Here is a 22,441-nt window from a genome sequence, read left to right on the forward strand (position 1 = left end):
GGACACGATCGTGCATTCGGACCGGGGCAGTCAGTTCAGGTCTCGGAAGTACGTCCACGCTCTGAAGAACGCTGGCCTGCGCGGCTCGATGGGCAGGGTCGGCGCGTGCGGCGACAACGCCGCGATGGAGTCCTTCTTCGCGCTGTTGCAGAAGAACGTCCTGAACCGGAAACGCTGGGAGACCCGCGAGGAGCTCCGCCTCGCGATCGTGGTCTGGATCGAGAAGACCTACCACCGACGACGACGCCAAGCAGCCCTCGGGCGACTGACCCCGATCGAGTTTGAGACCATCTACTCAGCAGCAGACGCTGCCTGAGAACCACCCACCCCGAGTGTCAACCAGAGCCTGGGCAGTCCCCTTCATGTTCATAGATTCTTCAGTGTTTACCTTCGTGTTCTGCTTCTGGTGACGTTTCACGGCAGGGGTTGGGTGCCGCGTGACGGTATGGGTCGCCTGCCCCGTAGCGGCAGCGGTCGTGCCGCGTGACAGCACACCTGAGCCGCGGTTGGTGTCGCGCAACAGCTTCTCCAGGGGTCCTCTACGAACCGTGTACGTGGTGGCTCCCCCGGGACTTTCGCTGGCGGCAAGGATGCCGCGCTCCTTAAGGGCACCGCGAACGTCGTAAAAGGACGTTCGGCCAAGCCCAGTCTGTTGTTGCAGCACGCCCGCGCGGGCGTAGGACTTTTGATTCTTGTGACTGACGATGACGAAGAGCAGGGTCTTTTCCTGGGTCGTCAACGGTGCCTCCCGGATCAGAGCGGGCAAGGGGTAATCACTGAACCTGAGCTTCGGCTTGCGCATTGACGTGGTCACGACGGTCCACTTGCTGACTGCACGTCCCCAGGCCCGTCGGCGATCAGACGTTGCAGTTCGCTGCGAGGAATGAGGGTTCGGCTGCCGATGCGGACGACCCGGATCTCGCCGCGCTTGGCCAGTCGCCAGATGGTGGTGCGGCTGACGTTCAGACGGCGGGCGACTTCCGCCTGATCGAGCAGGTCGGGTTCCACCGGTGGTCGGGGCAGGCCGGTGGTCATGCCCATCACCAACGGTTGGTGACGGCCGTGGCGCTTGGCGGTGGTGGCGGTTCTTCGCATGGTGCGGGTCCCTTCTTGAATGGCTGCTGGGCGGCTGTGGTTACAGGCCCAGGGCTTCTGCGACCGCTGCGGCGGCGGCCTGTGCGGCGGCGTCGGTGACGTGTCCATAGGTGTCTGCGGTGATCTGTATCGACGCGTGGCCCAGGTTGGAACTGACTACCTTCAGCGGGACGCCGTTCAGCAGGGCGGTGGTCGCATAGGTGTGGCGTAGGGCGTGCACGGTGACGTCCGGTAGCCCTGCGGCGGTGGCGGCCAACTGGACGGTCCGTAGGACGTTCTGGGGTTCCACAGGCCCGCCGAACGCGGTGGTGAACACGTACCCAGCCCGTGGGCCGCCGCCGTCGTCGTGCCACAGGTTGCCTGCCACCAGCCGTTCAGCGGCTTGGGCTGTCCGCCATCGCTGCAGCAGGGCGACCATGGCGGGGCTTAGGGCCACGCTGCGGCGACTGGCGGCGGTCTTGGGGGTGGACACCAGCAGGTGGCCGTTGCGGCGCACCAGGGACCCGTTGACGCGCGCTGTGCCCTGGTCCAGGTCGATGTGGGCCCAGGTCAGCGCTAGGGCTTCGCCGCGTCGTAGGCCGGTGCCCAGGATGAAGGACAGGATCGGGCCGTAGCGCAGTGTCGCGGCGGCGGCGATCAGGGCCGGAACTTCGTCGGGTCGTAGGAATCGGGCTTCGTGGCGGGTGACCTTGGGTTGCTTGACCCGGTGTACCGGGTTGGTGGCCAGCAGCCCGTTGACGACGGCGTCGTCCAGGGCGATGCGCAGGGTGGTGTAGCAGTTGCGGCGGGTGGCATCTGCGCGCCCGTCGGCTTTCATGGTCAGTATCAGTCGGTTGATGTCGTTGACGTTCAACTGGTCCAGCCGGACGTCGCCCAGGACGGGGATGATCCAGACGCGGGCGTACCCGGCGTGCATGGTCTTGGTGGATTCGGCGCGGTCACTGGCCTGCAGGAAGGTGGTCACCCATTCGCTCAGCCATTGGGCAAGGGTTCGCGATGAATCGCGGACCGGGCCGTCGCGGCGTAGCCGGTCACGGGCAGCATCGGCGTTGGCACGGGCTTCAGCCTGGGTGGACCCGTAGAAGTACAGACGTTTCCCTTCGTGACGGAACGTCACCGAATAGCGGCCATCAGTGCGCTTCTTGTTGCGTGGCACCTTGCCACCCCCCTTCGCATCTGATCGACGCTGCAGGGCGACACGATCTGACACCCCACGCGCCCGACGACCTAGGGGCAACCGGTTGTCAGGTTGGTGGTCTACGCCCGACGACCAGGCAGACGATCACTGCCGGGACCGCGGCTGGCGGGCCTGTGACCTGGGCTTTCACACGGTGGCAGCCTGGAACGGCAGGGGCGACCTGTGGGGTGCATGCCCACGAACCGATGGTTCACGCTGTTCGTGCTTGTTGCGGCCATGTGATCCGTACACCGAATCGCGCCCCGCCCCGGGTGCACCCCACCGCGGGGGCCTTGGCCTGCGCTGATTTAGTCGTGTGCCGTTGCGCCGTTAGCCGGAGAAAAGGTCCAACTGGGGTTCGTCGGCCTCGTCCGATTCCTCGCCTTCGGGCACCCACACTTCGATGTCTATGGGAAGAGCCGACAGGTGTCGCTCGATCAATGGCCAGACCTGCGACCAGGCCAGGCCACCGTTGCCGCAGCCGAGGGGTGGCAACGCGAGACTTTTGATGCCCCAGTCGCGATACTCCGCAGCAAGGACCTGCAGTCCGTTTTCCACCCACTCCAGGCGAGAAGGGTTACGCCAGTGGTCCTTCGTCGGGAAGTTCAGTACGAGTTCGAGGCTCGGCTTGTTCCGCTTCGGGTCCGCCGCGAAGACGTACGGCACGCCGGGGTGCACTTCATTGCGGCGGCAACGCTGTTCGTAATCCGCGAAGTTCGCCAGGTGGGCGTTCTTGAACTTAAGCGCTACACCCTTGCCCATGATGCCCACGCAGTTCACTGTGTTCGTGATCGTTTGCATGCGTGACTGCATGATCGTTTCACTACCGATTCGGCGTCTGCTGAGTGTCACTCGCACGTCTCCCTGATTGCCGCGCAGCAGCGGGTGGATACCTGGGTTAACCCTATCGACTCCGTCGCACCTGGGAGTTCGTTACAGGTGGTGGCCGTGGTTAGTCTTCGAAAAACAGTGTGCCGTCAACCTCTCCCGGCCACTGCGGTGCTGCTTGCCGCGCCTCGTGGAGGATGCGCCGTGACGGTGCGCGGACCCCCATCACGCACCGCGGTGGGATCGATCGGGGGACGAGCACTTCTGCCTGCATGATGCGCTTCGCCTCCTCGTGCACGTCCCCGTTGGGGGTGGTCCAGGACCGGGCGTAGATGCGATCAAGGTCGATGTGGGCCAGCCCTTCGAGCCCGGACCAACGCTGGGATCGGGATGAAGCGGCGTTCCCGTCCGAGACCAGCACACCTGGCAGGTCCAGCACTGCCGGGGAGACCCGCAGGACGACCAGTTCTCGATGTTCCCACTTGTGCAATCGGATCAGCATCGCGTTGCGCGGATTGAAGTACAGACTCGCGAAGCGGTGCAGGTCCTCGCGGTGTTCCTGAACTCCGAGATCAGAGACGTCGTCGTGATCGATTTTCGCCGCCTCGTCATGGCAGAGAATGCCCCGCGAAACGATGCTCTTCAGATTCTTGATTGACGTAATGTTGTACAGATACCCGATGCGGGCCCTGACCTCGACCGCACGCCTACGGTCTCGGTCCTCTTGACGGGCCTGTTCGGCATAACGTTCGCGCTCGGCCTCCTCATGCAGTTGTCGGAGTGCCGCTTCTTTTGCCCGTCGATCATTTTCCAGGGCCGCCGCCGCCGCTTGCCGAAGGCGCTTGGACTCCACTTCTGCGCGCTGCGCTGCCGCTTGGACGCGCTGCGCTGTCGCTGTGACCGCGTTGAGCCACAGGTCTAGAAAGTCTGTCGAGCCCGTGCCGGGATGGTCGCGCCACAGCATCTCGGCTGTCTCTTCGACCAAGTCGTTTGCGTGCGGGCCCAACAGCGCGACGCGCCGGTCAATGTTGAAGGCCATCTTCAACTGGGCGTTGCTGGCGTCGGTTCCTGAGAGCGAGCACCAGAGGTTCCACTCTCGGTTCAACGACTTGGCCCCCTACGCGCTCTGAGCACGGACTGAAGCCATGTTGCCATCGTGGTGCCGACTCGGAGGGCGAACCGGTTCGACACCATCGGGGAACGTCATCCGCCCAGGCCGCGGGCAGCCTGCCGTTCACTACGTGCCAACCGCTGCAGTATCTGCAATCTGGACGGCCCCGCCGCTGAAGGAGGGAGGGCTGACACTCGAGACCTGGTGCCCCGCGGAGGTCAGAGACCAGACGGTGGCCAGCCTCACGGGTTTGGGCACCTCTGTCGCCTATCGTCAGCCATGCTGACGAGTCGAAGGAGAAACAGTGAGCGATCTGAGTCAAGCCATATTCGCGCTCGCCCGAATTGGTCCGGGGGGCGCTCAGCCGTTGGGAACCGCGTTCGCATGCGGACCCCGTCACGTCGTGACCTGCTTGCACGTAACCGGCGGTGACGACCAAAACTTGATCATCATTCCCCCGCGATTGTCATCTCTTTCTGATTACCAGGACACGACTGACATGTCACTTCAACCGGCCCAAGTCAAGATTGTCGCAGCCGATCCGATCCATGATTTGTGCGTGCTAGAAGTGCCTCTCGAGGCGGACTGGTCTTTTTCGTACCAGATAATGTCGGCCGATGCTGTTCAGCCGGGTTCACCAGTCACGACGTTCGGCTTCCCTCATGCCGACTCGGGCCGCGTCGTTCTCACACGTCAAGACACGACGGTCGGTGCTCGAATACTGACCGGGAACCCCCAGATCAAGTCGAAGCACCTAATTTTGAATGTTCAGGCACGCCCTGGCCAGTCGGGTGGGCCCGTCTTCGACGCCGCCTCGGGGAATGTAGTCGCCGTTCTTGCAGGGAGCTATGCAGCCGGAGGCGGAGGCCAGATAAGCCTCGGCGGGGTAGACCCCGCAACTTTGCATACGACAACGCAGGCCATTTCTGCCGAGTACATAACAGGGATGGTTCCGTGAGCGCGCCAGTCCTTGACTTCCACGGCGACGTCGCCGAGTGGACGGCTGCGCTTCCCGAATATCAGCAGCACCTAATCGCGGAGATCGTGGCCGCTGACCCAACTCTGGAGTCCGCGATCGAGGTCTGGCTTTCGGCAGGGATATCAACCGACCTAGCACCCTTCGGCGCAGAAAGGGCTCGGTCGGCGTACTACGAAAAATTTCTGGACGAATTGCACGACGTCTTATGTGTACCCAACAAGTACGAACATGAGAAGGGTCAGCTGCAAGAGCAGGCCAAGATTGGTCAGGCGGCTGTGGTCTCGCTTCTGACTGCCGTGATTGTGCCAGTCCTGGGAGCGGCAGCTCCAATTATCGCGCCGGCCATTGCCATCACCATGATTCTAATTTCGCGAATGGGCCTAAATGCGTGGTGCGCCGTACAGACCGAACGACGCGAAGACAGGTCTACCAATTAAGTACATCGACCGCGTGCCTTCGATCCCCACCCCGACCTGAGGGGTGCCTCACCGTTCGGCGGGATGCAGGGCGTTTTTCCATGCGTTACGTCTGGTCGGTCCCACGCATGCGTCGTGAGCACCGCCAAGAGGTCCTTGGAACCTGGCCCATCCGCCACAGATTCGCCCCGTGCGGACGGCTCACGAACTGTTCAGGTGTTGCGTGCGGCCCTGCTTTGGGCGGGTCCAGACGCAGCGGAAGGCGCTCAGACTTGCTCCGAGCGCACGCCCTCAGCCTCTCGGGCAGCCAGGGCCAGTAGTGCAGCGAGACGGGCCTCGACACCTACGGCGTGCCGTCACGGTCGAGGGGTCGGCGTGGGAGGTCTGGTCGGCGGGTCATCTGGATTCCCTTCTCTGCTTCGGCATGGGCGTCTCGCGCCAGCGTCGTTGGCCCGCGGTGCGGCATGTCGGCTTAGGGGCCGGGGTCGCTTCATCGGTCATGCGTCGGGAGACCCGGACCGGGCTATCCACGAAGTCGCTTCCACTGCTCCGCACGCTCCGGAGTGACGGTGAAGTACATCTCGTTGGAGCGACTGGGGTTGAAATGAGCCGTCCCCCAGAGTCCCCAGTACGGGGCACTGCATCCAGGAAAGCGTGCGCCAAGACTTCGACCCATCTGGGTGGGCACGTTCTTCATCACGGAGTAACTCACGCCCAGCGCGTCGGCCAACTCGCGAGTGCTGAGTGCTGCGTCCTTTCCCGGATTCGCAGAGAGGTGATCGAGCATCTGAATCACGGTCTTACTCGATTTTGTGCCCATCTTCAGGAAGTCGATCAGTTTCTCATCAGTCCAGTCGTCCCTTGGGGCATCGGCACTCAAATCAGGAGGCGTCGGATCGACTGTTCGAACGGAATCAACGGTGGAGGCAGTGGAGCCCTGCGGAGCAAGCCGCTCCGCGATGAACGCGAGAACGGCGGGGACGTGCTCGTTCGGGACCGGAACGTACTGAAATGGTGAGGCGGAGTTGTTCTGCGGAGTGACCGACATGGCGTTTCCTTCGGCTGGAGTAGGTGTGTCAAACAGACTACCACTCTTTGGAGTACATATGGAATGCCTTCTCCATGCGATTTTGCTTCCGTTAGGCGGTAGTAGGCGTTCCCGCTACAAGTTTGGTCTGACCCACCACGAGCACGTGGCCAGTCCACTTCCGCGCAGCGCGTGCCTCGACCCAAGGGCCCCACCTGGTCGGCCGGGGACGTCGGTAGTCAGATTGGTAGTCAACGCGCCTAAGACATGCAGAAAGCCGCCCCCCGGATGTCCGGGGGGCGGCTTCTGACCTGCGGTTTTACCTTGTAGCGGGGGCAGGATTTGAACCTGCGACCTCTGGGTTATGAGCCCAGCGAGCTACCGAACTGCTCCACCCCGCGTCGCTGAACGCAACGTTAATGCATGCAGGGTGAGGCAACAAATCGGGCTACTGGGCGGCGCCCTCCGTGGCCCCATCGGCCGCGTCGCCGCCGGTCGCGCCGGTCGCGCCGGTCGCACCTGTGGGGCGGGTGCTGGCCAGGGAGACCGCGTCGGAGATCAGCTGACGGGCCTCCTGGACCTTCTCGGCGTAGGTGACGGGGTCACCGTCGGTCAGCGCCTGGTCGGCGTCAGCGAAGGCCGCCTCGGCCTGAGCCAGCAGATCCCGGATCTGCTGGTTGATGGTCTGCGTCGGCTCCGGGTCGCCCGGGTTGTCGGGACCCGGCGGGATCACCGGCTCCGGGTCGGTGACGGTCTCGGGGTCGACGTTGAGGGCGTCGGCCAGGGCCGCCGTCATGGTGGCGCCGATGCCGACCTCGTCACCGTAGGAGACCAGGACGAAGCGGAGGATCGGATAGCTCGACGTGGAGCCGGCGCGCACGGCGTAGACGGGCTCGACGTAGATGAGCCCGTCCTGGACCGGCAACGTCAACAGGTTGCCGAAGAGCGGCGGCGACTGGCCCGACTGGAAGGGCAGCAACGCCTCGCGGACGTTGTCGTCGTTGCTGAACTCGTTGGCGATCAGACCGGGACCCTTGGTGTTCTGGTCGGTCAGCTCGCGCACCGTGATCTTGCCGTAGTCGGGCGAGGTGGCATCGGAGTTGACCGACACGAACGACGCCAGGTTGCTGCGGCCGAACGGCACGAACGTGGAGGTCAACGACCAGGTCTCCTGGGACGTGGCGCCGTCGGCGCCGACGGCCTCGTCGACGAAAAGACGGTAGGGAGGCTGCAGGTCACCCTGGCTGTTGGGGTCCTCGGGGACCTCCCAGCGGTCGTCACCCTGGTACCACGCGGTCTCGTCGGTGATGTGGTAGCGGGCGTACTGGTAGCGCTGCACCTTGAACAGGTCCTCGGGGTAGCGCAGGTGCTCCAGCAGCTCGTCGGAGATCTCGGACTTCGCGACCACCGTGTCGGGGAAGGCGCCCATCCACGCCTTCAGGATCGGGTCCTCCTCGTCCCACTCGTAGAGCGTGACGGTGCCGTCGTAGGCGTCGACCGTGGCCTTGACCGCGTTGCGCATGTAGTTGATCTCGTCGGTCGGCAGCGTTGCCAGTCCGGTCGTGTTCTGGAGCGAGTCCTGCGTCATGGTCTCGAAGGACTCACGCTCGGCGCTCGCGTAGCGGTCGGTCGTGGTGTAGCCGTCGACGATCCAGACGACCTTGCCGTCCACGACGGCCGGGTAGACGTCGTCGTCGATGGTCAGCCACGGCGCGACCTTCTCGACCCGCTCGCGCGGGGTGCGGTTGTAGAGCACCTGGCTGTTCTCGTGGACCCGGCCCGACAGCAGGAAGTTGGGCTCGCCGAACTTCACCGCGTAGAGCAGCTGGCGGAAGGTGGAGCCGATGTCGACGCCACCGTCGCCGTCGTACGTCGTGGTCTGGTCCTCGTCCTGGTTGGGACCGGCCAGGCTCAGCTCGACGCTGCCGGAATCCTCGGACTGCTCGCCGACCACGGAGTAGTCGGGGCTGTCCTCACCGAAGTAGATGCGGCTCTCGTAGCCGCCCGTGGCCTGGCTGAGCTCGTCCTGACGCGAGCCGTCCGGGTTGGTCTGGTTGCCCTCGGCCCACTGGATGTCGGTGCCGGGGCTGTTGTCGTCGGACCCGCGCTGGTTGGCGTAGGCGGCGATGACGCCGTTGCCGTGGGTGTAGACGGTGTGCAGGTTGGACCAGTTCTGGTCTCCGGCGTTGAGACCCGACTGGTCGAGCTCGCGCACGCCGAGGACCAGGGCGCGGTCGACGCCGTTGACCTCGTAGCGGTCGACGTCGAGGACGTCGGCAACCGAGTAGTAGGCGCGACCCTGCTGGTTCTGCTCGAAGGTCTGGCGCACCAGCTGAGGGTCCACCAGCGGAACGGAGGCCGACTCGGCGCTGAGGGTGCTGGCGGCGTCGGCGTTGGCCGTGGAGTTGCTGGTGTAGGCCTCGCTGTCGATCGACTCGAGGTCGTAGGCCTCCCGCGTGGCCTCGATGTTGGCCGCGATGTAGGGCGCCTCGCGGTCGGCCTCGGAGGGCTTGACCTGGAACTGCTGGACGATGCCGGGCCAGATCATCCCGAGCAGGATCGCCGACAGGGCGAGCAGCGCGAGCCCGACCGACGGCAGCATCCAGGTGCGTCGCCAGACGTTGAGGAAGAACAGCACCGCGCAGATCAACGCGATCCCCATCAGGATGCTCTTGGCGGGGAGCACGGCGTTCTCGTCGGTGTAGGTGATGCCGGTGATCAGGCGCCCGCCCTGGTTGACCAGGTCGAAGCGGTCGAGGTAGTAGTCACCGGCCTTGGCCAGCACGAACAGTCCGAGCAGGACCGAGAGCTGGACCTGGGCGGCACCGGAGAGTCGGTCCCGGCTCGCCTGGAGCCGGACGCCGCCGTAGAGGTAGTGCGTCACCCCGGCGGCGATGAGCCCGACGACCAGGGCCGCCATCGTGAAGTCGACCATGAAGTGCAGCCACGGCAGGTCGAAGACGTAGAACCCGATGTCGCGCTTGAAGTAGGCGTCGGTGGTGCCGAAGTCCTGGGAGTTGCGCCACAGCATCCACGTGCGCCACTGGCCGGCCCCGGAGGTGCCGGCGAAGATGCCGAGCACCACCACGATGCCGACGACGAGCCAGGTGCGGATCGGGGTGACCGCGTCGCGGTAGCGGTCGAGGTTGGTCTGCTCCGGCGAGGAGGGACGAAACAGCGGTCGGAAGCGGTAGGCCAGCACGATGTTGACCGCCACCACCACCGCCATCAGGACCCCGAAGCCGAGGAAGAGCCCCGTGCGCGTCCAGAAGAGCGTGCTGAAGACGCTGCCGTAGCCGGCGGCGGCGAACCAGAGCCGATCGGTGTAGAGGGCCGAGAACGTCGTGAGCCCGAAGAAGGCGACGATGAGGACGACCGCGGTGATCACCAACGCGCGGGAACGCCGGGACGACGACCTCGTGGTCGTGTCGCGGGGGTCGTCGTCGAACAGCTCGCTCACTCGTTCTCCTCTTGTTCTGACGGTTCATCCGTCAGTGTCGCGCTCAGCAGTCCCAGCAGACCAGGGACCAGGTCGATGCCCCCGACGACGGATTGGTCGTCGTCGTGGGCACGCAGCCTCAGTGCACAGTACGTAGAACCGTCCCGAGTAGTTCCCGCGACGATGCGGACCTCTTGTCGGTCCGGGTGCTCACGGGCGAACTCCTGGGCGGCTGACCCCTCCTCCGGGATGTCGGCATCGACGTCCGGGGGCAGGACGAGCCGCTCCACCACGGCGGCACAGCCGTGGACCCCCGGCGGCCACACGATCGACTCCAGGGCCCGCTCCAGCTCGACCGCGGGGTCGAGCTGGTCCTGCTCGATCGCGGTGAGCGAACCCCGCTCGGAGGAGTGGTCCAGCCCCATCATCGAGGCCAGCGCGGGCTCGTGCTCGACCAGCTGGACGGTGGGGACGAGGGCGTAGAGCCGGGCCGGCTGGTCCCACCCGCCCTCGGCGATGTGGCTCTCGATCTCGAGCACGGCCGAGGCCAGCGCCGGGTCGGTGTCGAGGGGGTCGGTCATGCTCATGAGGCGTCCTCGCAGGAGGGCAGGTCGACGTCGGGATCCTCGACCCAGTCCTGGATCGCCTTCAGCGCGATGGGCATCGTGGTCGCCTTCACCAGGCGCATGTCCTCGTTGTTGGCACCGAGGGCTTCCTCGCAGTTGTCCGAGGGCACCAGGAACAGCTCGGCGCCGTCGTCACGGGCACCGGCGATCTTCTGCTGGATCCCCCCGATCGGGCCGACCGTGCCGTCGCCGGCGATCTCCCCGGTCCCGGCGACGACCTTGCCGCCGGTGAGAGAACCCGGTGTGAGGGTGTCGTAGATCGCGAGGGAGAACATCAGGCCAGCACTCGGTCCCCCGATGTCGGGATCGATGTTGACCCGCACGTCGAAGGGGAACAGGTAGCCGATGCCGGGCGTGATGCCGATCCGCAGCTCCCCGTCGACCTTGCGCGGGACGATGGAGACGTCGTAGTCGGTGCGCACCCGTCGTACCTTGAAGTCGACGGACTGCCCCGGCTCGGCGCTGTTGATGGCCTCGACCAGCTGCTGGGGGTCCTTCAGGGGCGCGCCGTCGACCTCGAGGATGATGTCGCGCACGAGGAGCTTGCCCTGCGAGGGAGATCCTGCCTCGACGAAGGCGACCTCGACGGCCGACTCCGGCTCGTAGCCGAGCTCACGCAGCGCGACGGCTGTCGCGGCGTCCTGGGAGGTCACCATCGACACGGCGCCCTCGCGGTCGTTGGACTCCGGCGTCTCGTCCTCGCCGTAGACCGCGTCGTAGGGGTAGACCGCGTCGTCGGACTTGGCCCAGACGAACATCAGGTCGAAGAGGTTCTTGCGCAGCTTGGGCACCGACACCAGCACCGTGGTCATGCGCAGCTGACCGTCGTCGCGGTAGGTCTTGGCGCCGTCGACCTGGATGATCTCGGCACCGGCGTCCTCCGCGAGCACGTCGACGGTGTAGCCAGGCGCGTAGGTGACGTAGGGCAGCGGCAGGAACGCGGCCGTGACGAGGAGCGCGAGCACCAGCGGTCCCGCGATCAACGCGGCGATCAGGCGCTGGCTCATGGCGCCCACCCTCTCATCCCCGCCAAGCACGGCAAGGAGCGGATCAGGGTCAGGAGACCCGTCGCCGCGACTGCTCGTCCGGCGGCTCGACGGCAGGCCGATCGGCGGCCACCACCGGCAGGACGGACGGCAGGACGGGACGAGGCGCGCTCGCGCGCGAGGGTCGTACGGCGATCCCCGTGCTGCGATCGGGCTGACGCGTGGGCGACGGGGTCGTGGCGCCGCGGCCAGAGCGGCCCGGCACAGGGCGACTCCGCTCGAGTGCCTCCCCCAGCCGACGCACGGCGACGTCGCGATCGACCTCACCGCGACCCTCACGCCCCAGCCAGCTCACCCACGCCATGGCGACGACCGTCACCACGGCGGGCGGCACGAGCCAGAGCAGGATGTCCATGCTCGTCAGGGTAGATCGCCCCTCGGAAGGATCCGCTAGGGCGCGCCGACCCATTCCTCGGTGCCGTCGACGAACGCCTGATGCTTCCAGATCGGCACCTCGGCCTTGAGGGTGTCGATCAGCGTGCGCGAGGCGTCGAACGCCTGGCCGCGGTGGGAGGCGGCGGTGGCGACGATCACCGCGATGTCGCCGATCTCGAGGTGACCGACCCGGTGGACCGCCGCGACCCCGTGGACGGGGTGGTCCGCGGCGACCTGCTCGCAGACTCCACGCAGCCGCTCCAGCGCGGTGGGATGGGCGGAGTAGTCGAGTCCCTGGACACCCCTGCCGCCGTCGTGGTCGCGCACGCGGCCGACGAACACGGTGACCCCGCCGTCAGTGGGGTCGTCCAGCACGGCCATGACCTCGTCGATGCTGAGGGCGGTGTCGCGGATCTCCACGAGCCGCACGACTGACGCGCCGACAGGTTCGCTCACGAGATCACTCACGGGGCGACCCTACGGCCTTGCCGGTTCGCAGTACCGTGGGCTCATGAGCACAGGATCAGGAAGCGGCTCCGGCGAAGGGCCCGACGACGGCCAGAACCCCTTCAAGGGCACGCCGTTCGAGCAGTTCTTCTCCGGAGGCATCCCCGGCCTCGGTGGCGCCGGTGGCGCCGGCGGAGCCATGCCCGACCTCAGCGCGCTCTTCGGCCAGATCCAGGCGATGATGCAGCCCTACGACGGCGCCCTCAACTGGTCCGTCGCGGAGGACATCGCCCGCAAGTCCGTGGCCCAGTCCCCCGACCCGACGCCGTCCCAGCGCGAGAAGGACGCGGTCGCCGACGCCATCCGCCTGGCCGATCACTGGCTGGACGAGGCGACCGGCTTCCCCTCGGCGGTCACCACTACCGCCGCCTGGAGCCGCGCCGACTGGATCGTCCAGACCCTGGAGGTGTGGAAGGTCCTCGTCGAGCCCGTCGCCGAGCAGTCCGTCAAGGGCGTCAGCAGCGCCCTGCCGCCCGAGGCCCAGGCGGCCGCAGGGCCGATCCTCGGCATGCTCGGCAAGGCGATCGGCGCCATGCTCGCCAACCAGGTCGGCTCCGCGCTCGGCGGCCTGGCCGGCGAGGTCCTCACGGCCTCCGACATCGGACTGCCCCTCAGCGCCCCCGGTCGCGCCGCTCTCGTGCCGGCCAACGTCGCGACCTTCGCCGAAGGCCTCGACGTCTCCGAGGACGACGTCGTCCTCTACCTCGCTCTGCGCGAGGCTGCCCACCAGCGCCTCTTCGCCAGCGTCCCGTGGCTGCGCGACCACCTGCTGGGTGCCGTCAAGGACTACGCCGGCGGGCTCGAGATCAACGCCGAGGGCCTCCAGAGCCGCATCGAGGAGCAGATGCGCGGCATCGACCCGAGCAACCCCGAGTCCATGCAGAAGCTCATCGAGGGCGGCCTCTTCGACCTGCCCAAGTCGCCCGCCCAGCAGGCGGCGCTGGAGCGCCTCGAGATCGCGCTGGCACTCGTCGAGGGCTGGGTCGACGAGGTCGTCGGCCAGGCCACGGAGTCCCGCATGCCCGCCGCACTGCGCCTCCAGGAGGCCGTACGACGGCGGCGAGCGGCCGGCGGTCCCGCTGAGGAGACCTTCGCCGCACTGGTGGGGCTCGAGCTGCGCCCACGCCGGCTGCGCGACGCCTCCACCCTGTGGGGCTCGCTGCGCCAGCGTCAGGGCACCGAGGCCCGCGACGGCGTCTGGACCCACCCCGACCTGCTGCCGACCTCGGCCGACCTCGACGACCCGCTGGGCTTCCGCGAGGACGCCGCCGCCCCCGAGCGCCTGACCGAGGACGACTTCGACACCGAGCTGCGCAAGCTGCTCGACGGCGAGTGACGCTCCACGCCGACGCGCTCGACACCCTGCGCGGCTGGTCGGCGCCGACGGCCGAGCAGGACGAGGTGCGTCGACGCTACGTCGCGCACCTCGAGGCCCGGCCGGACGCGATGACCCGTGTGTGCCGCCCTGACCACCTGACGGCCAGCACCCTCGTGCTCAGCGCCGACCACACCCACGTGCTGCTCACCCTGCACGCCAAGGCGCGTCGGTGGTTCCAGCTCGGCGGCCACTGCGAGCCCGACGACACCACCCTGGCCGGTGCGGCCCTGCGTGAGGCGACCGAGGAGTCCGGACTCAGCGACCTGGTGCTCGACCCGGTGCCGGTCCAGCTGAGCGAGCACGCCGTACCGTTCTGCGGCGAAGGACCTGACGGCCCGGTGCACCACCTCGACGTGCGCTTCGTGACGGTCGCGGCGCCCGACGCCCACCACGAGGTCAGCGACGAGTCGATCGCCGTGGGCTGGTGGCCCGTCGACGCGCTGCCCGAGCCGGACCCGGACCTCGTCGAGCTGGTCGTCCTCGCGCTGGCTCGGGTCACGTAGCGGCGCTCAGTCCGATCCCGGCGGCGGCTCCATGCGCACTGCCGCCGACCAGCCCTCGAGGTAGCCCTTGGCCTTCTCGGACTGCGGGTAGCGGTCGACCCAGCCCCAGAACGCCGCGTCGTGGCCCGCCTCCAGCAGGTGCGCGAGCTCGTGGACCAGCACGTAGTCGATGACCCACGCCGGCATGCCCTGGAGCCGCACCGAGAGCCGGATCGACCGGTCGGCGGGCGTGCACGAGCCCCAGCGGGTGTTCTGGTTGTCGACCCAGCGCACCGACTCCGGCACCGCCATGCCGCCAAGGTAGTCGTTGCTCAGCCTCCAGGCCCGCTCGCGCAGGTCGTCGTCGCTGAGCAGTCGGCGCTGCTCGGAGCGCGCGATGCGCTCCACCATCGTCTCGACCCACTGGGCCTCCTCGCGCCGGGTGAGCGAGGCGGGGATGAGCACCACGATGCGGTCGCCGTCGCGGTAGGCGGAGACCGTACGGCGGCGCCGACTGCTGCGGCGTACCTCCACCTCGGGCTGTCCCATGGAGGGAATCTACTTCCGAGCCCAGCTCAGGAGGCGCTCCTGAGGCCACGTGTTGACGATGCGATCGGGCTCGACCCCGGCCGCCTCGGCCCGCGCACAGCCCAGGACCAGGAAGTCCAGCTGGCCCGGTGCGTGGGCGTCGCTGTCGATGGAGAACACGCAGCCGGCGTCGCGGGCGAGCTCGAGGAGCCGGGTCGGCGGATCGCGCCGCTCAGGCCGGGCGTTGATCTCGACAGCCACGTCGTTCTTCGCACAGGCCTCGAAGACCGCGCGGGCATCGAACTGCGACTGGGGCCGCACCCCACGTCCACCCGTCACGAGCCGGCCGGTGCAGTGCCCGAGCACGTTGGTGTGCGGGTTGCGGACCGCACGGACCATCCGGCGGGTCATCTCACGCGCGTCCATCGCGAGCTTGGAGTGCACGCTGGCGACGCGGACGTCGAGCCGGTCGAGCATCTCGTCGGTCTGGTCGAGGGCCCCGTCGTCGAGGATGTCGACCTCGATGCCCTTCAGCAGGGTGAAGCCGCTGCCGGCCAGGTGGGTGTTGACCGCGTCGACCACGTCGAGCTGGCGGGTGAGCCGCTCGGCGCTGAGGCCGTGGGCGACCCGGAGCCGCGGGGAATGGTCGGTCAGCACCAGGTAGTCGTGGCCGAGCTCGATCGCGGTGAAGGCCATCTCCTCGATCGGCGAGCCGCCGTCGGACCAGTCGGAGTGGGAGTGCAGGTCACCGCGCAGCCGCGACCGGAGATCGTCGCCGGCCCCGCCGTCGGTCAGCGGGCCGGCCAGGTCGCGCTCCGCCTTGGCCAGCCGCTCCGGCACCTCCCCGCCCACCGCTGCGGCGACGACCTTCGCCGAGCTGGCCCCGATGCCGGGCAGGTCGGTCAGCGTCCCCTCGACGACGTGGCGCTCCAGCTCGTCGGGTGACAGCGGCAGGATCGTGGCGGCGGCCCCGCGGAACGCCTTGACCTTGTAGGTGTCCTCGCGGGCCCGCTCCAGCAGGAACGCGATCCGGCGCAGCGCGGCGACCGGCCCGGCGTCGTACGCGTTCATCGGACCCACCCTCCTCGACGGACTGATTCTCTTCCACAGCCCGTGGAAGACCATTGTGGCTGGTCAGGGCGTCGTACGCCGGCGTCCCGGGCGTGTCCTCCACAGGCTTCTCCCGCCGATTCGGCCCCTTCTCCACGGGCGATGGCTGTTCTCCACCTAGTTATCCACAGGTCTGTCCACAGGCGCTTCGCCGAAGTCGTTGACCTGGGACGGGTCGGGTCCTAGCGTTCGGGACAGTTGAGGCCCCCGGGCCGCAGGTCGACGTTCGCAAGGGGAAGGCGAACGTCGTGCCGGTGGACCGGGGGCCTCGTCTTCGTGCTCCTGCTCTGCTCGGTCAGGAGCTCAGTTGCCGGTGAAGACCGCCGGACGCTTCTCCTGCGCGGCGCGGATGCCCTCCTGCAGGTCGGCGGTCGCGAGCGTGATCGGCTGGGCCATCGCCTCCCACTGCAGGCAGGCCTCGACGTCCTGGTGACCACCGTCGGCCAGCGCCAGCTTGGTCAGCCTGCTCGCGATCGGCGCGGTGGCGGCGATCCCGGCGGCGACCTCGAGCGCGTCGTCGAGGAACGTCTCGCGCTCCATCACCCGCGACACCAGGCCCAGCGCCTGCGCCTCCTGGCCCTCGACGATGCGACCGGTGAGCAGCAGGTCCTTCGCGACCGCCTCCCCGACGACGTGAGGAAGCAGGTAGGTGCCGGCCATGCCGGGGTGCATGCCGAGCTTGACGAAGGGCAGCCCCATCTTGGCGCCGCTGGCCGCGAACCGCAGGTCGCAGGCCAGCGCCATGCAGAGCCCGGCCCCGATCGCGGCGCCGTTGATCGCCGCGATCGTCGGCACCTCCAGCCGGCGGATCGAGAGCCAGGCCCGGTAGAACGCCAGCATGCGGGTGCGCAGGTGGTCGACCGACGCGTCGGGCTCCGAGGCGATCCAGCTGGTGTTGCCCCCGGAGCAGAACGCGGCGCCCTCCCCCGTCACGACGACCGCCCGCACCGAGGCGTCGGCGACCAGCTCGTCGATGGCCTCGACCCACGACGTGGTCATCTCGTCGGACATCGCGTTGCGCATGTCGGGGTTGTCCAGGACCAGCAGGGCGACGCCCTCGGAGGGGCGCTCGAGGCGCAGGTGGGTGAGCTCAGTCATGGCCCGACCCTACTGAGCGGGGCCCCTCGGCGCCGTGAGGCGTTTCACGGGTGATCTCAGGCGCGCCGGGCGCCTGCTGCGCCTGCGCGCCCTCGTGTCGTAGGGTCGCATCGGCTCGAGGGCACCCGTCCACGAGCTTCCGGCGGGCTTCCCCATCCATCCCCGTCGCGACGACCGAGCGAAAACCTAGTCAAGGAGGCCGTCATGGCGGAGACCTGGAGCGGCGAGTTCTACTGCGTGAAGTGCAAGGAGAAGCGCGAGGCGGAGGGCGAGGTCAAGGTCAACGACAAGGGCACCCGCATGGCCAAGGCCGTGTGCCCCGTCTGTAGCACCAACCTCAACCGCATTCTCGGCAAGGCGTGAGCTCTTAGCGACACGCGCCACACGCTTCGCGGCGGTGCCACCCCTCCCGGGTGGCACCGCCGCTGGCATTGCGGGGAGCCCTGTCGAGGCGACCTGTGGAGGGGCGCCGCCGCTCGACGACCGGCGGTGCGAGGCTGGCTCGATGGCACTCCTCCCTTCCTTCGCCGGGCTGCCGGAGCAGCCTGCGCTGAGGCCCGGCATCTCCGTGACCCGTCACGACGACCACCACCTCCAGGTCGGGGTCGACCCACCCCAGCGGGTCGTCGTACCTGACGTGCCGGCGGTACGCCGCCTGCTCGATGCCCTGGCCGGGGCCACGGCGCTGCCGGGACCGGACGAGCAGACGTGGCCGGTCCTGCGGCGGTTGTGGGAGGCGGGCCTGCTGGTCGACGCCCGGAGCGTCGCCGCCTCGATCACCCACGGCCCCGCCGCCGCGGTGCGGGCGGCCTGGGCGCAGTTCGGGCTCGGGGCGGGCGACCGCCTCGGGGCGCGGGCCGCTGCCCGCGTGCGGGTGGCAGCCGAGGACGACGCACGTGCCGACGTCTCTCGGCTTCTGCGCGCCTCCGGGGTGCAGGTGGTCGAGGAGGGCGCTGCGGACGTCTGGCTGATAGTCCACGACGGCGAGGTCCCCCGCGCCTCGGTGGACGACCTGGTGCGGGAGGGCGTCGCGCACCTGCTCGTCTCCGGCGCTCTCGGCTCGGTCGTGATCGGGCCGTTCGTCCTGCCGGGGGTGACCGCGTGCCTGCGCTGCGTCGACGCCCACCGGGCGGAGACGGACCCGCGCCGGGCCCTCGTGGTCGAGCAGGTCGTCTCCCGACCACCTGCTGCTGTCCGCGACCCCGCGCTGCACGCTCTCGCCCTGGCCTGGGCGACACGGGACCTGCTGCGCTTCGTCGAGGGCGACCAGCCCTCGACCTGGTCCGCGTCCTTCGACCTGGGGCCTGTGGCCGCACCGGAGCGCCGTGCGTGGACCCGGCACCCGCACTGCGGCTGCTCCTGGGACGAGACGCTGGTCAGCCAGGCCGGCTGACGCGCCTACCAGTGCTCGCGGTCGAGCTGGCCCTCCATCGAGCGCACGTGCTCGCGCGAGCAGGCGGCGCAGTAGGCGACCGGACGGCCGCGCTCGACGGCTGTGGTCCAGGTCAGGGCAGCCGCGGCCTCCGCCTCATCGCGACCGCAGAAGTCACAGGTGCGCATGGGGTCAGGCTAGGGCGTTGCCGATCGCTCCTGGCAGGAACACGGTGAGAGCCGGGCACGACGAGGGTTCGTCGTGCCCGGCTCCCGTGGTCACCCGCGATCAGGGTGAGGGTGATCGGGGTCGATCACCCAGGTCCTACAGAGCGCGAGCGAGGGCGAGGCGGGCCTGCTGCGCTGCCCGCTCAGCCTTGCGGCTGAGCCGGACGGCACGGGCAACGCGGTTGCCCGTGCGCAACTGCTGCGCCTCTCCCAGGCGCGCGCTCATCTGTGCGCGGGCCAGGTCTTCGTGCATCAAGTGAAACATGTCGGTACTCCGGTTCAGGAAAAGGGGCATGGTGAGGGTGTGCTCCGAGAAGGTGCGCTGGAAGGGATGGCGAGCGCTTACGCGGCCGCCTCGTTCTTGCGGGGCCGCCCACGGGGACGCTTGCGGGGGATCACTACTCCTTGCAGGAACAGCTCACCTCCCCAGACGCCCCAGGGCTCACGCCGTTCGAGGGCTCCGCTGAGGCACAGGGCCTGGACGGGACAGTCCTGGCAGAGGGCCTTGGCGCACTCCACGTCGCTGGGCGACTCCGCGAACCACAGCTCGGGGTCGTTCACCCGGCAGAGCAGCAGGTCGTGGTCGACGTGACCGGCCTGGTCGTGCAGCAGACCCAGGGACAGGTCGGGCTGCTCGCTCTTCGAGAGAGCCCCAGCGGTGCGGTCGAGAACGCTGATGGTCATCATTTCACCTCCTTCTCGGTGACCTGATCGCGGTGCGTGGTGCGTGGTGCGGGATCTGGGGCCTGGGTGCGAGAAACACAAAGGCCGCGGATCCCTGGGTGGGATTCCGCGGCCTGGAGGTGCCGGTCTGATGAGGGTCAGACTGGTGGACTCCAGGCGTGGACTCCCGGGACGTAGGCGGCGATGCCCATGTGTCCCTTGGGTGCGACGGCGCGCAGGCGGGCGATGACCGGGATGCGGAGATCGACAGAGCGCTGGCCCGTCACCCAGGTGGTGCCGAGGACAACGTGGCCGCACACGGGCATGCCACAGTCGGACGCGGTCGTCTGGATGGACGGGTTCGTCGTGATGATGTTGGTGATCATGCGGGCCACCTCCTTCGGATCTTCAGGCGCCGACCTTGTCAAGGTCGTGCTGCGCGATTGCTTGGTGACGGAAAGTTACCCCGCCCCCGATGTCATGAGCAAACGATTTTATGACTATTTCCGAGCTTTTCTTCCGGGGCCGTTCTCGAACGGCCTCTCAGGCGACCCGGCCCGGCCACCGACCCTCAGGACGAGGCGTCCATCAGCGCGAGCACGTCGTCGCCGTAGCGCTCGATCTTGGAGGGACCCACGCCGCTGATGCTGAGCAGGTCGGCCTCCGAGCGCGGCTTGTGCTCCGCGATCAGCTGGAGCGTCGCGTCGGTGAACACGACGAACGCCGGCACCTCGTCGTCGCCGGCGCGCTCCTTGCGCCACTCGCGCAGGCGCTCGAAGAGGGCCTCGTCGTAGGACGCGGGACAGCCGCTGCACCTGCCGCGCTTCTTCTCGGGGCCGGTGCGCAGCGGCTTGCCGCACTCGCGACAGCTGGCGACCTTGCGGTTGACCGGAGCGTGCTCGACCCGGGTGGACGCCGGCAGCAGCGGGTCGAGGAAGCGGGACGGCTTGCGACGCGCCGCCTGCCCGGGGTTGCGAGCCTGGGCCCAGGAGAGCGCGAGGTCGATGCGGGCGCGCGTCATGCCGACGTAGAGCAGGCGGCGCTCCTCCTCGATCGCGGCCGGGGTGTCGGCGTAGGTGATCGGCAGCGTGCCGTCCTGGAGCCCGCACAGGAAGACCGAGTCCCACTCCAGCCCCTTGGCGGCGTGGAAGGTGGCGAGGGTGACGCCCTCGGCGACCGGAGCGTGCTGCTCGGTCGCGCGGCGGTCGAGGTCGTCGACGAAGGCGCCCAGCGTGGCACCGTCGGCCCGGGCGAACTCCTCGGCCTGGCTGACCAGTGCTTGCCAGGACTCCCAGCGGTCGCGGGTCTGGCCGCGCGAGCCCGGCGCCTCGACCGTCCAGCCCATGCCGGCCAGCGTCGCCTTGACGGTGTCGACGAGGCCGTCGTCGCCGGCCTCCCCCGACCGGGCGGTGCCACGGATGCGCGTGACGGCTTCGCGGACCTCGGGCCGGTCGAAGAAGCGGGCAGCTCCGCGGATGACGTAAGGAATGCCGAGGTCGGAGAGGGCCTCCTCGTAGGCCTCGGACTGGGCGTTGATGCGAAAGAGCACCGCAACCTCGGAGAGCGGGCGTCCCTGGTCGCGCAGGGCCTGGATGCGTCCGGCGATCTTCTGCGCCTCGGCCACCTCGTCGGGGGCGGGGGCATAGGTCACGGCGGGACCCGCCGGTCGCTGGGCACGCAGCTCGACGCCCTTGCTGGTCGAGCGGGCGAGCAGGATGTTGGCCGCCGTGACGATCTGGGGGGTGGAGCGGTAGTTGCGGACCAGCTCGATCGAGGTGGCCTGGGGGAACTTGGTGGTGAAGCCGGTGAGGTAGTCGGCGTTGGCGCCGGCGAAGGAGTAGATCGTCTGCGCCGGGTCACCGACGACGCAGATCTCGTCGCGACCCCCGAGCCAGAGGTCGAGCAGCGCCGACTGGAGGGGCGAGACGTCTTGGAACTCGTCGACGACGAACCACTTGTACTGGCGACGGACCTGGGCAGCGACCCGCTCGTCCTCGGCGAGGATCCCGGCGGTGAGGAGCAGCACGTCCTCCATGTCCATCCGGCCCTGGTCACGCTTGACCTCCTCGTAGGCAGCGAACACCCGACCCACCGTGTCGTGGGCCTGGCCCGTCACGGAGCGACCACGCTGCTCGGCGATGCGGGCGTAGTCGTCGGGCTGGACGTTGCTCACCTTGGCCCACTCGATCTCCGAGGCGAGGTCGCGCAGCAGCGCCTGGTCGGTGGAGAGCCGCTGTCGACGCGCAGCCGTGGCCAGCAGGCCGATCTTGGACTCGATGATGCTCGGCAGCTCGGTGCCGTGGACGTGAGGCCAGAAGTAGCGCAGCTGGCGCAGGGCCGCGGAGTGGAACGTGCGGGCCTGGACTGCCCCCGCGCCGAGCTGGCGCAGACGACCGCGCATCTCCCCCGCCGCCCGGGTGGTGAACGTCACTGCCAGCACCTCGGAGGGAGCGTAGACACCACTGTGGACGCCGTGGGCGATGCGGTGGGTGATCGCCCGGGTCTTGCCCGTGCCGGCACCCGCCAGGACCCGCACCGGGCCGCGCAGCGTCTCGGCCACGCGACGCTGCTCGGGGTCGAGCGCGGCGAGCAGGTCGGCTGCTCGGTCGATGCCCCTCTCGGTGTCCTGCGACATGGTGGAACAACTCCTGGTGCGAGGTGGTTGGATCGGGTGAACACGACCCTAGACGGCGGAGGCGACAGTCCCAGATGAGCAGCTTCACGATGTACACGACCCCCTGGTGCGGTTACTGCCACCGACTCAAGAGCCAGCTCGACCGCGAGGGGATCGCCTTCGACATCGTCGACATCGAGCAGCAGCCCGAAGCAGCCCTGATCGTAGAGTCGGCCAACAACGGCAACCAGACCGTGCCGACCCTGGTCTACACCGACGGCAGCGCCCAGACCAACCCGTCCCTGGCCCAGGTCAAGGCGAAGGTCGCTTCCCTGTGAAACGA

At 68.2% G+C, this 22,441-nt stretch carries 27 protein-coding genes and 1 tRNA gene; 8 read left to right on the top strand and 20 right to left on the bottom strand.

Annotated features, from left to right (window positions below; translation table 11 throughout):
• Window positions 1-316, top strand: a 316-nt coding sequence (locus tag BM204_RS15150; protein ID WP_143099782.1) for an integrase core domain-containing protein, incomplete at its 5' end; no start/stop codon positions are given.
• Here the strand turns inward: BM204_RS15150 and BM204_RS22275 are convergent.
• The 5 genes from BM204_RS22275 to BM204_RS15170 all read right to left on the bottom strand — a co-directional run bounded on the left by BM204_RS22275 (window position 296) and on the right by BM204_RS15170 (window position 4,139).
• Window positions 296-814: a hypothetical protein gene (locus BM204_RS22275; protein WP_143099783.1), complete on the bottom strand. Its 519-nt coding sequence runs from the start codon at window positions 812-814 to the stop codon at window positions 296-298. The two genes, BM204_RS15150 and BM204_RS22275, sit on opposite strands and share 21 nt — an antisense overlap.
• Complete coding sequence (locus BM204_RS22695) at window positions 811-1,035, bottom strand: helix-turn-helix domain-containing protein (RefSeq protein WP_170259186.1); 225 nt, start codon at window positions 1,033-1,035, stop codon at window positions 811-813. Before BM204_RS22695 ends, BM204_RS22275 begins: the two co-directional genes overlap by 4 nt.
• 100 nt (window positions 1,036-1,135) lie before the next feature.
• Window positions 1,136-2,251: a tyrosine-type recombinase/integrase gene (locus tag BM204_RS15160; protein WP_143099784.1), complete on the bottom strand. Its 1,116-nt coding sequence runs from the start codon at window positions 2,249-2,251 to the stop codon at window positions 1,136-1,138.
• Between the two features lie 351 nt (window positions 2,252-2,602).
• Window positions 2,603-3,085, bottom strand: a complete 483-nt coding sequence (locus tag BM204_RS15165) for a macro domain-containing protein (RefSeq protein ID WP_091114994.1) — start codon at window positions 3,083-3,085, stop codon at window positions 2,603-2,605.
• Window positions 3,086-3,224: 139 nt separating this feature from the next.
• Window positions 3,225-4,139 (bottom strand): DUF4433 domain-containing protein, encoded by a 915-nt coding sequence (locus BM204_RS15170; protein ID WP_091114997.1) that lies wholly within the window; start codon window positions 4,137-4,139, stop codon window positions 3,225-3,227.
• Between the two features lie 376 nt (window positions 4,140-4,515).
• Here BM204_RS15170 and BM204_RS23565 point away from each other — a divergent pair, with 376 nt between their 5' ends.
• Both BM204_RS23565 and BM204_RS15180 read left to right on the top strand, forming a co-directional pair.
• Window positions 4,516-5,169: a S1 family peptidase gene (locus BM204_RS23565; protein ID WP_091114999.1), complete on the top strand. Its 654-nt coding sequence runs from the start codon at window positions 4,516-4,518 to the stop codon at window positions 5,167-5,169.
• Window positions 5,166-5,627, top strand: coding sequence for a hypothetical protein (locus BM204_RS15180; protein WP_091115001.1), 462 nt, complete (start codon window positions 5,166-5,168; stop codon window positions 5,625-5,627). The genes BM204_RS23565 and BM204_RS15180 overlap by 4 nt, the downstream gene beginning before the upstream one ends.
• Before the next feature lie 502 nt (window positions 5,628-6,129).
• On the opposite strand, the gene BM204_RS22280 is transcribed toward BM204_RS15180, so the two are convergent.
• The 7 genes from BM204_RS22280 to BM204_RS15210 all read right to left on the bottom strand — a co-directional run bounded on the left by BM204_RS22280 (window position 6,130) and on the right by BM204_RS15210 (window position 12,587).
• Window positions 6,130-6,654, bottom strand: a complete 525-nt coding sequence (locus BM204_RS22280; protein WP_143099786.1) for a hypothetical protein — start codon at window positions 6,652-6,654, stop codon at window positions 6,130-6,132.
• Between the two features lie 306 nt (window positions 6,655-6,960).
• Window positions 6,961-7,034, bottom strand: a tRNA-Met gene (locus tag BM204_RS15185).
• Between the two features lie 47 nt (window positions 7,035-7,081).
• The gene (locus tag BM204_RS15190) at window positions 7,082-10,093 is read right to left on the bottom strand and encodes a UPF0182 family membrane protein (protein ID WP_091115003.1); all 3,012 of its coding nucleotides are present in this window, start codon (window positions 10,091-10,093) and stop codon (window positions 7,082-7,084) included.
• On the bottom strand, window positions 10,090-10,659 hold the full coding sequence (locus BM204_RS15195) for a PPA1309 family protein (RefSeq protein WP_091115005.1): 570 nt from the start codon (window positions 10,657-10,659) through the stop codon (window positions 10,090-10,092). Before BM204_RS15195 ends, BM204_RS15190 begins: the two co-directional genes overlap by 4 nt.
• A complete protein-coding gene (locus BM204_RS15200) occupies window positions 10,656-11,705 on the bottom strand; it encodes a YlbL family protein (RefSeq protein ID WP_091115007.1) in 1,050 nt (349 codons plus the stop codon). The genes BM204_RS15195 and BM204_RS15200 overlap by 4 nt, the downstream gene beginning before the upstream one ends.
• 49 nt (window positions 11,706-11,754) lie before the next feature.
• Window positions 11,755-12,099, bottom strand: a complete 345-nt coding sequence (locus BM204_RS15205) for a hypothetical protein (protein WP_246166301.1) — start codon at window positions 12,097-12,099, stop codon at window positions 11,755-11,757.
• A 35-nt stretch (window positions 12,100-12,134) separates the two neighbouring features.
• The gene (locus BM204_RS15210; protein WP_256215734.1) at window positions 12,135-12,587 is read right to left on the bottom strand and encodes a molybdenum cofactor biosynthesis protein MoaE; all 453 of its coding nucleotides are present in this window, start codon (window positions 12,585-12,587) and stop codon (window positions 12,135-12,137) included.
• Between the two features lie 43 nt (window positions 12,588-12,630).
• On the opposite strand from BM204_RS15210, the gene BM204_RS15215 reads away from it, so the two are divergent.
• Together BM204_RS15215 and BM204_RS15220 are read left to right on the top strand one after the other, a co-directional pair.
• On the top strand, window positions 12,631-13,962 hold the full coding sequence (locus BM204_RS15215) for a zinc-dependent metalloprotease (RefSeq protein WP_091115009.1): 1,332 nt from the start codon (window positions 12,631-12,633) through the stop codon (window positions 13,960-13,962).
• Window positions 13,959-14,507: an NUDIX hydrolase gene (locus BM204_RS15220; protein WP_091115012.1), complete on the top strand. Its 549-nt coding sequence runs from the start codon at window positions 13,959-13,961 to the stop codon at window positions 14,505-14,507. Before BM204_RS15215 ends, BM204_RS15220 begins: the two co-directional genes overlap by 4 nt.
• 6 nt (window positions 14,508-14,513) lie before the next feature.
• Here the strand turns inward: BM204_RS15220 and BM204_RS15225 are convergent, their stop codons facing one another.
• The 3 genes from BM204_RS15225 to BM204_RS15235 form a co-directional block, all read right to left on the bottom strand.
• Entirely contained in the window at window positions 14,514-15,035 is a 522-nt protein-coding gene (locus BM204_RS15225; RefSeq protein WP_091115015.1) for a M48 metallopeptidase family protein, read from the bottom strand.
• Window positions 15,036-15,044: 9 nt separating this feature from the next.
• Entirely contained in the window at window positions 15,045-16,085 is a 1,041-nt protein-coding gene (locus BM204_RS15230; protein ID WP_091115018.1) for a PHP domain-containing protein, read from the bottom strand.
• Between the two features lie 342 nt (window positions 16,086-16,427).
• Window positions 16,428-17,222, bottom strand: a complete 795-nt coding sequence (locus BM204_RS15235; protein WP_091115020.1) for an enoyl-CoA hydratase/isomerase family protein — start codon at window positions 17,220-17,222, stop codon at window positions 16,428-16,430.
• A 204-nt stretch (window positions 17,223-17,426) separates the two neighbouring features.
• Between BM204_RS15235 and BM204_RS22700 the strand changes: the two genes are divergently transcribed.
• Both BM204_RS22700 and BM204_RS15245 read left to right on the top strand, forming a co-directional pair.
• Entirely contained in the window at window positions 17,427-17,585 is a 159-nt protein-coding gene (locus BM204_RS22700; RefSeq protein WP_091115022.1) for a DUF5679 domain-containing protein, read from the top strand.
• A gap of 142 nt (window positions 17,586-17,727) precedes the next feature.
• Entirely contained in the window at window positions 17,728-18,615 is an 888-nt protein-coding gene (locus BM204_RS15245) for a hypothetical protein (RefSeq protein ID WP_091115024.1), read from the top strand.
• A gap of 5 nt (window positions 18,616-18,620) precedes the next feature.
• Here the strand turns inward: BM204_RS15245 and BM204_RS22705 are convergent, their stop codons facing one another.
• The 5 genes from BM204_RS22705 to BM204_RS15265 all read right to left on the bottom strand — a co-directional run bounded on the left by BM204_RS22705 (window position 18,621) and on the right by BM204_RS15265 (window position 22,119).
• Window positions 18,621-18,782, bottom strand: coding sequence for a hypothetical protein (locus BM204_RS22705; protein WP_170259183.1), 162 nt, complete (start codon window positions 18,780-18,782; stop codon window positions 18,621-18,623).
• Between the two features lie 136 nt (window positions 18,783-18,918).
• Window positions 18,919-19,116 carry a putative WhiB-interacting protein gene (locus tag BM204_RS15250; protein ID WP_091115026.1) on the bottom strand — a complete coding sequence of 66 codons (198 nt, stop codon included), beginning with the start codon at window positions 19,114-19,116 and terminating at the stop codon, window positions 18,919-18,921.
• Window positions 19,117-19,163: 47 nt separating this feature from the next.
• Window positions 19,164-19,505, bottom strand: coding sequence for a WhiB family transcriptional regulator (locus tag BM204_RS15255; RefSeq protein WP_091115258.1), 342 nt, complete (start codon window positions 19,503-19,505; stop codon window positions 19,164-19,166).
• A 137-nt stretch (window positions 19,506-19,642) separates the two neighbouring features.
• On the bottom strand, window positions 19,643-19,870 hold the full coding sequence (locus BM204_RS15260) for a hypothetical protein (RefSeq protein WP_091115029.1): 228 nt from the start codon (window positions 19,868-19,870) through the stop codon (window positions 19,643-19,645).
• Window positions 19,871-20,055: 185 nt separating this feature from the next.
• Entirely contained in the window at window positions 20,056-22,119 is a 2,064-nt protein-coding gene (locus tag BM204_RS15265) for an ATP-dependent DNA helicase UvrD2 (RefSeq protein WP_091115030.1), read from the bottom strand.
• A gap of 74 nt (window positions 22,120-22,193) precedes the next feature.
• Between BM204_RS15265 and BM204_RS15270 the strand changes: the two genes are divergently transcribed.
• Window positions 22,194-22,436, top strand: coding sequence for a mycoredoxin (locus BM204_RS15270; RefSeq protein ID WP_091115033.1), 243 nt, complete (start codon window positions 22,194-22,196; stop codon window positions 22,434-22,436).
• Window positions 22,437-22,441 lie beyond the last annotated feature (5 nt).

The sequence above is a fragment of the Nocardioides psychrotolerans genome (assembly GCF_900113685.1).
In the GTDB taxonomy this organism is placed as follows: Bacteria; Actinomycetota; Actinomycetes; order Propionibacteriales; family Nocardioidaceae; genus Nocardioides; species Nocardioides psychrotolerans.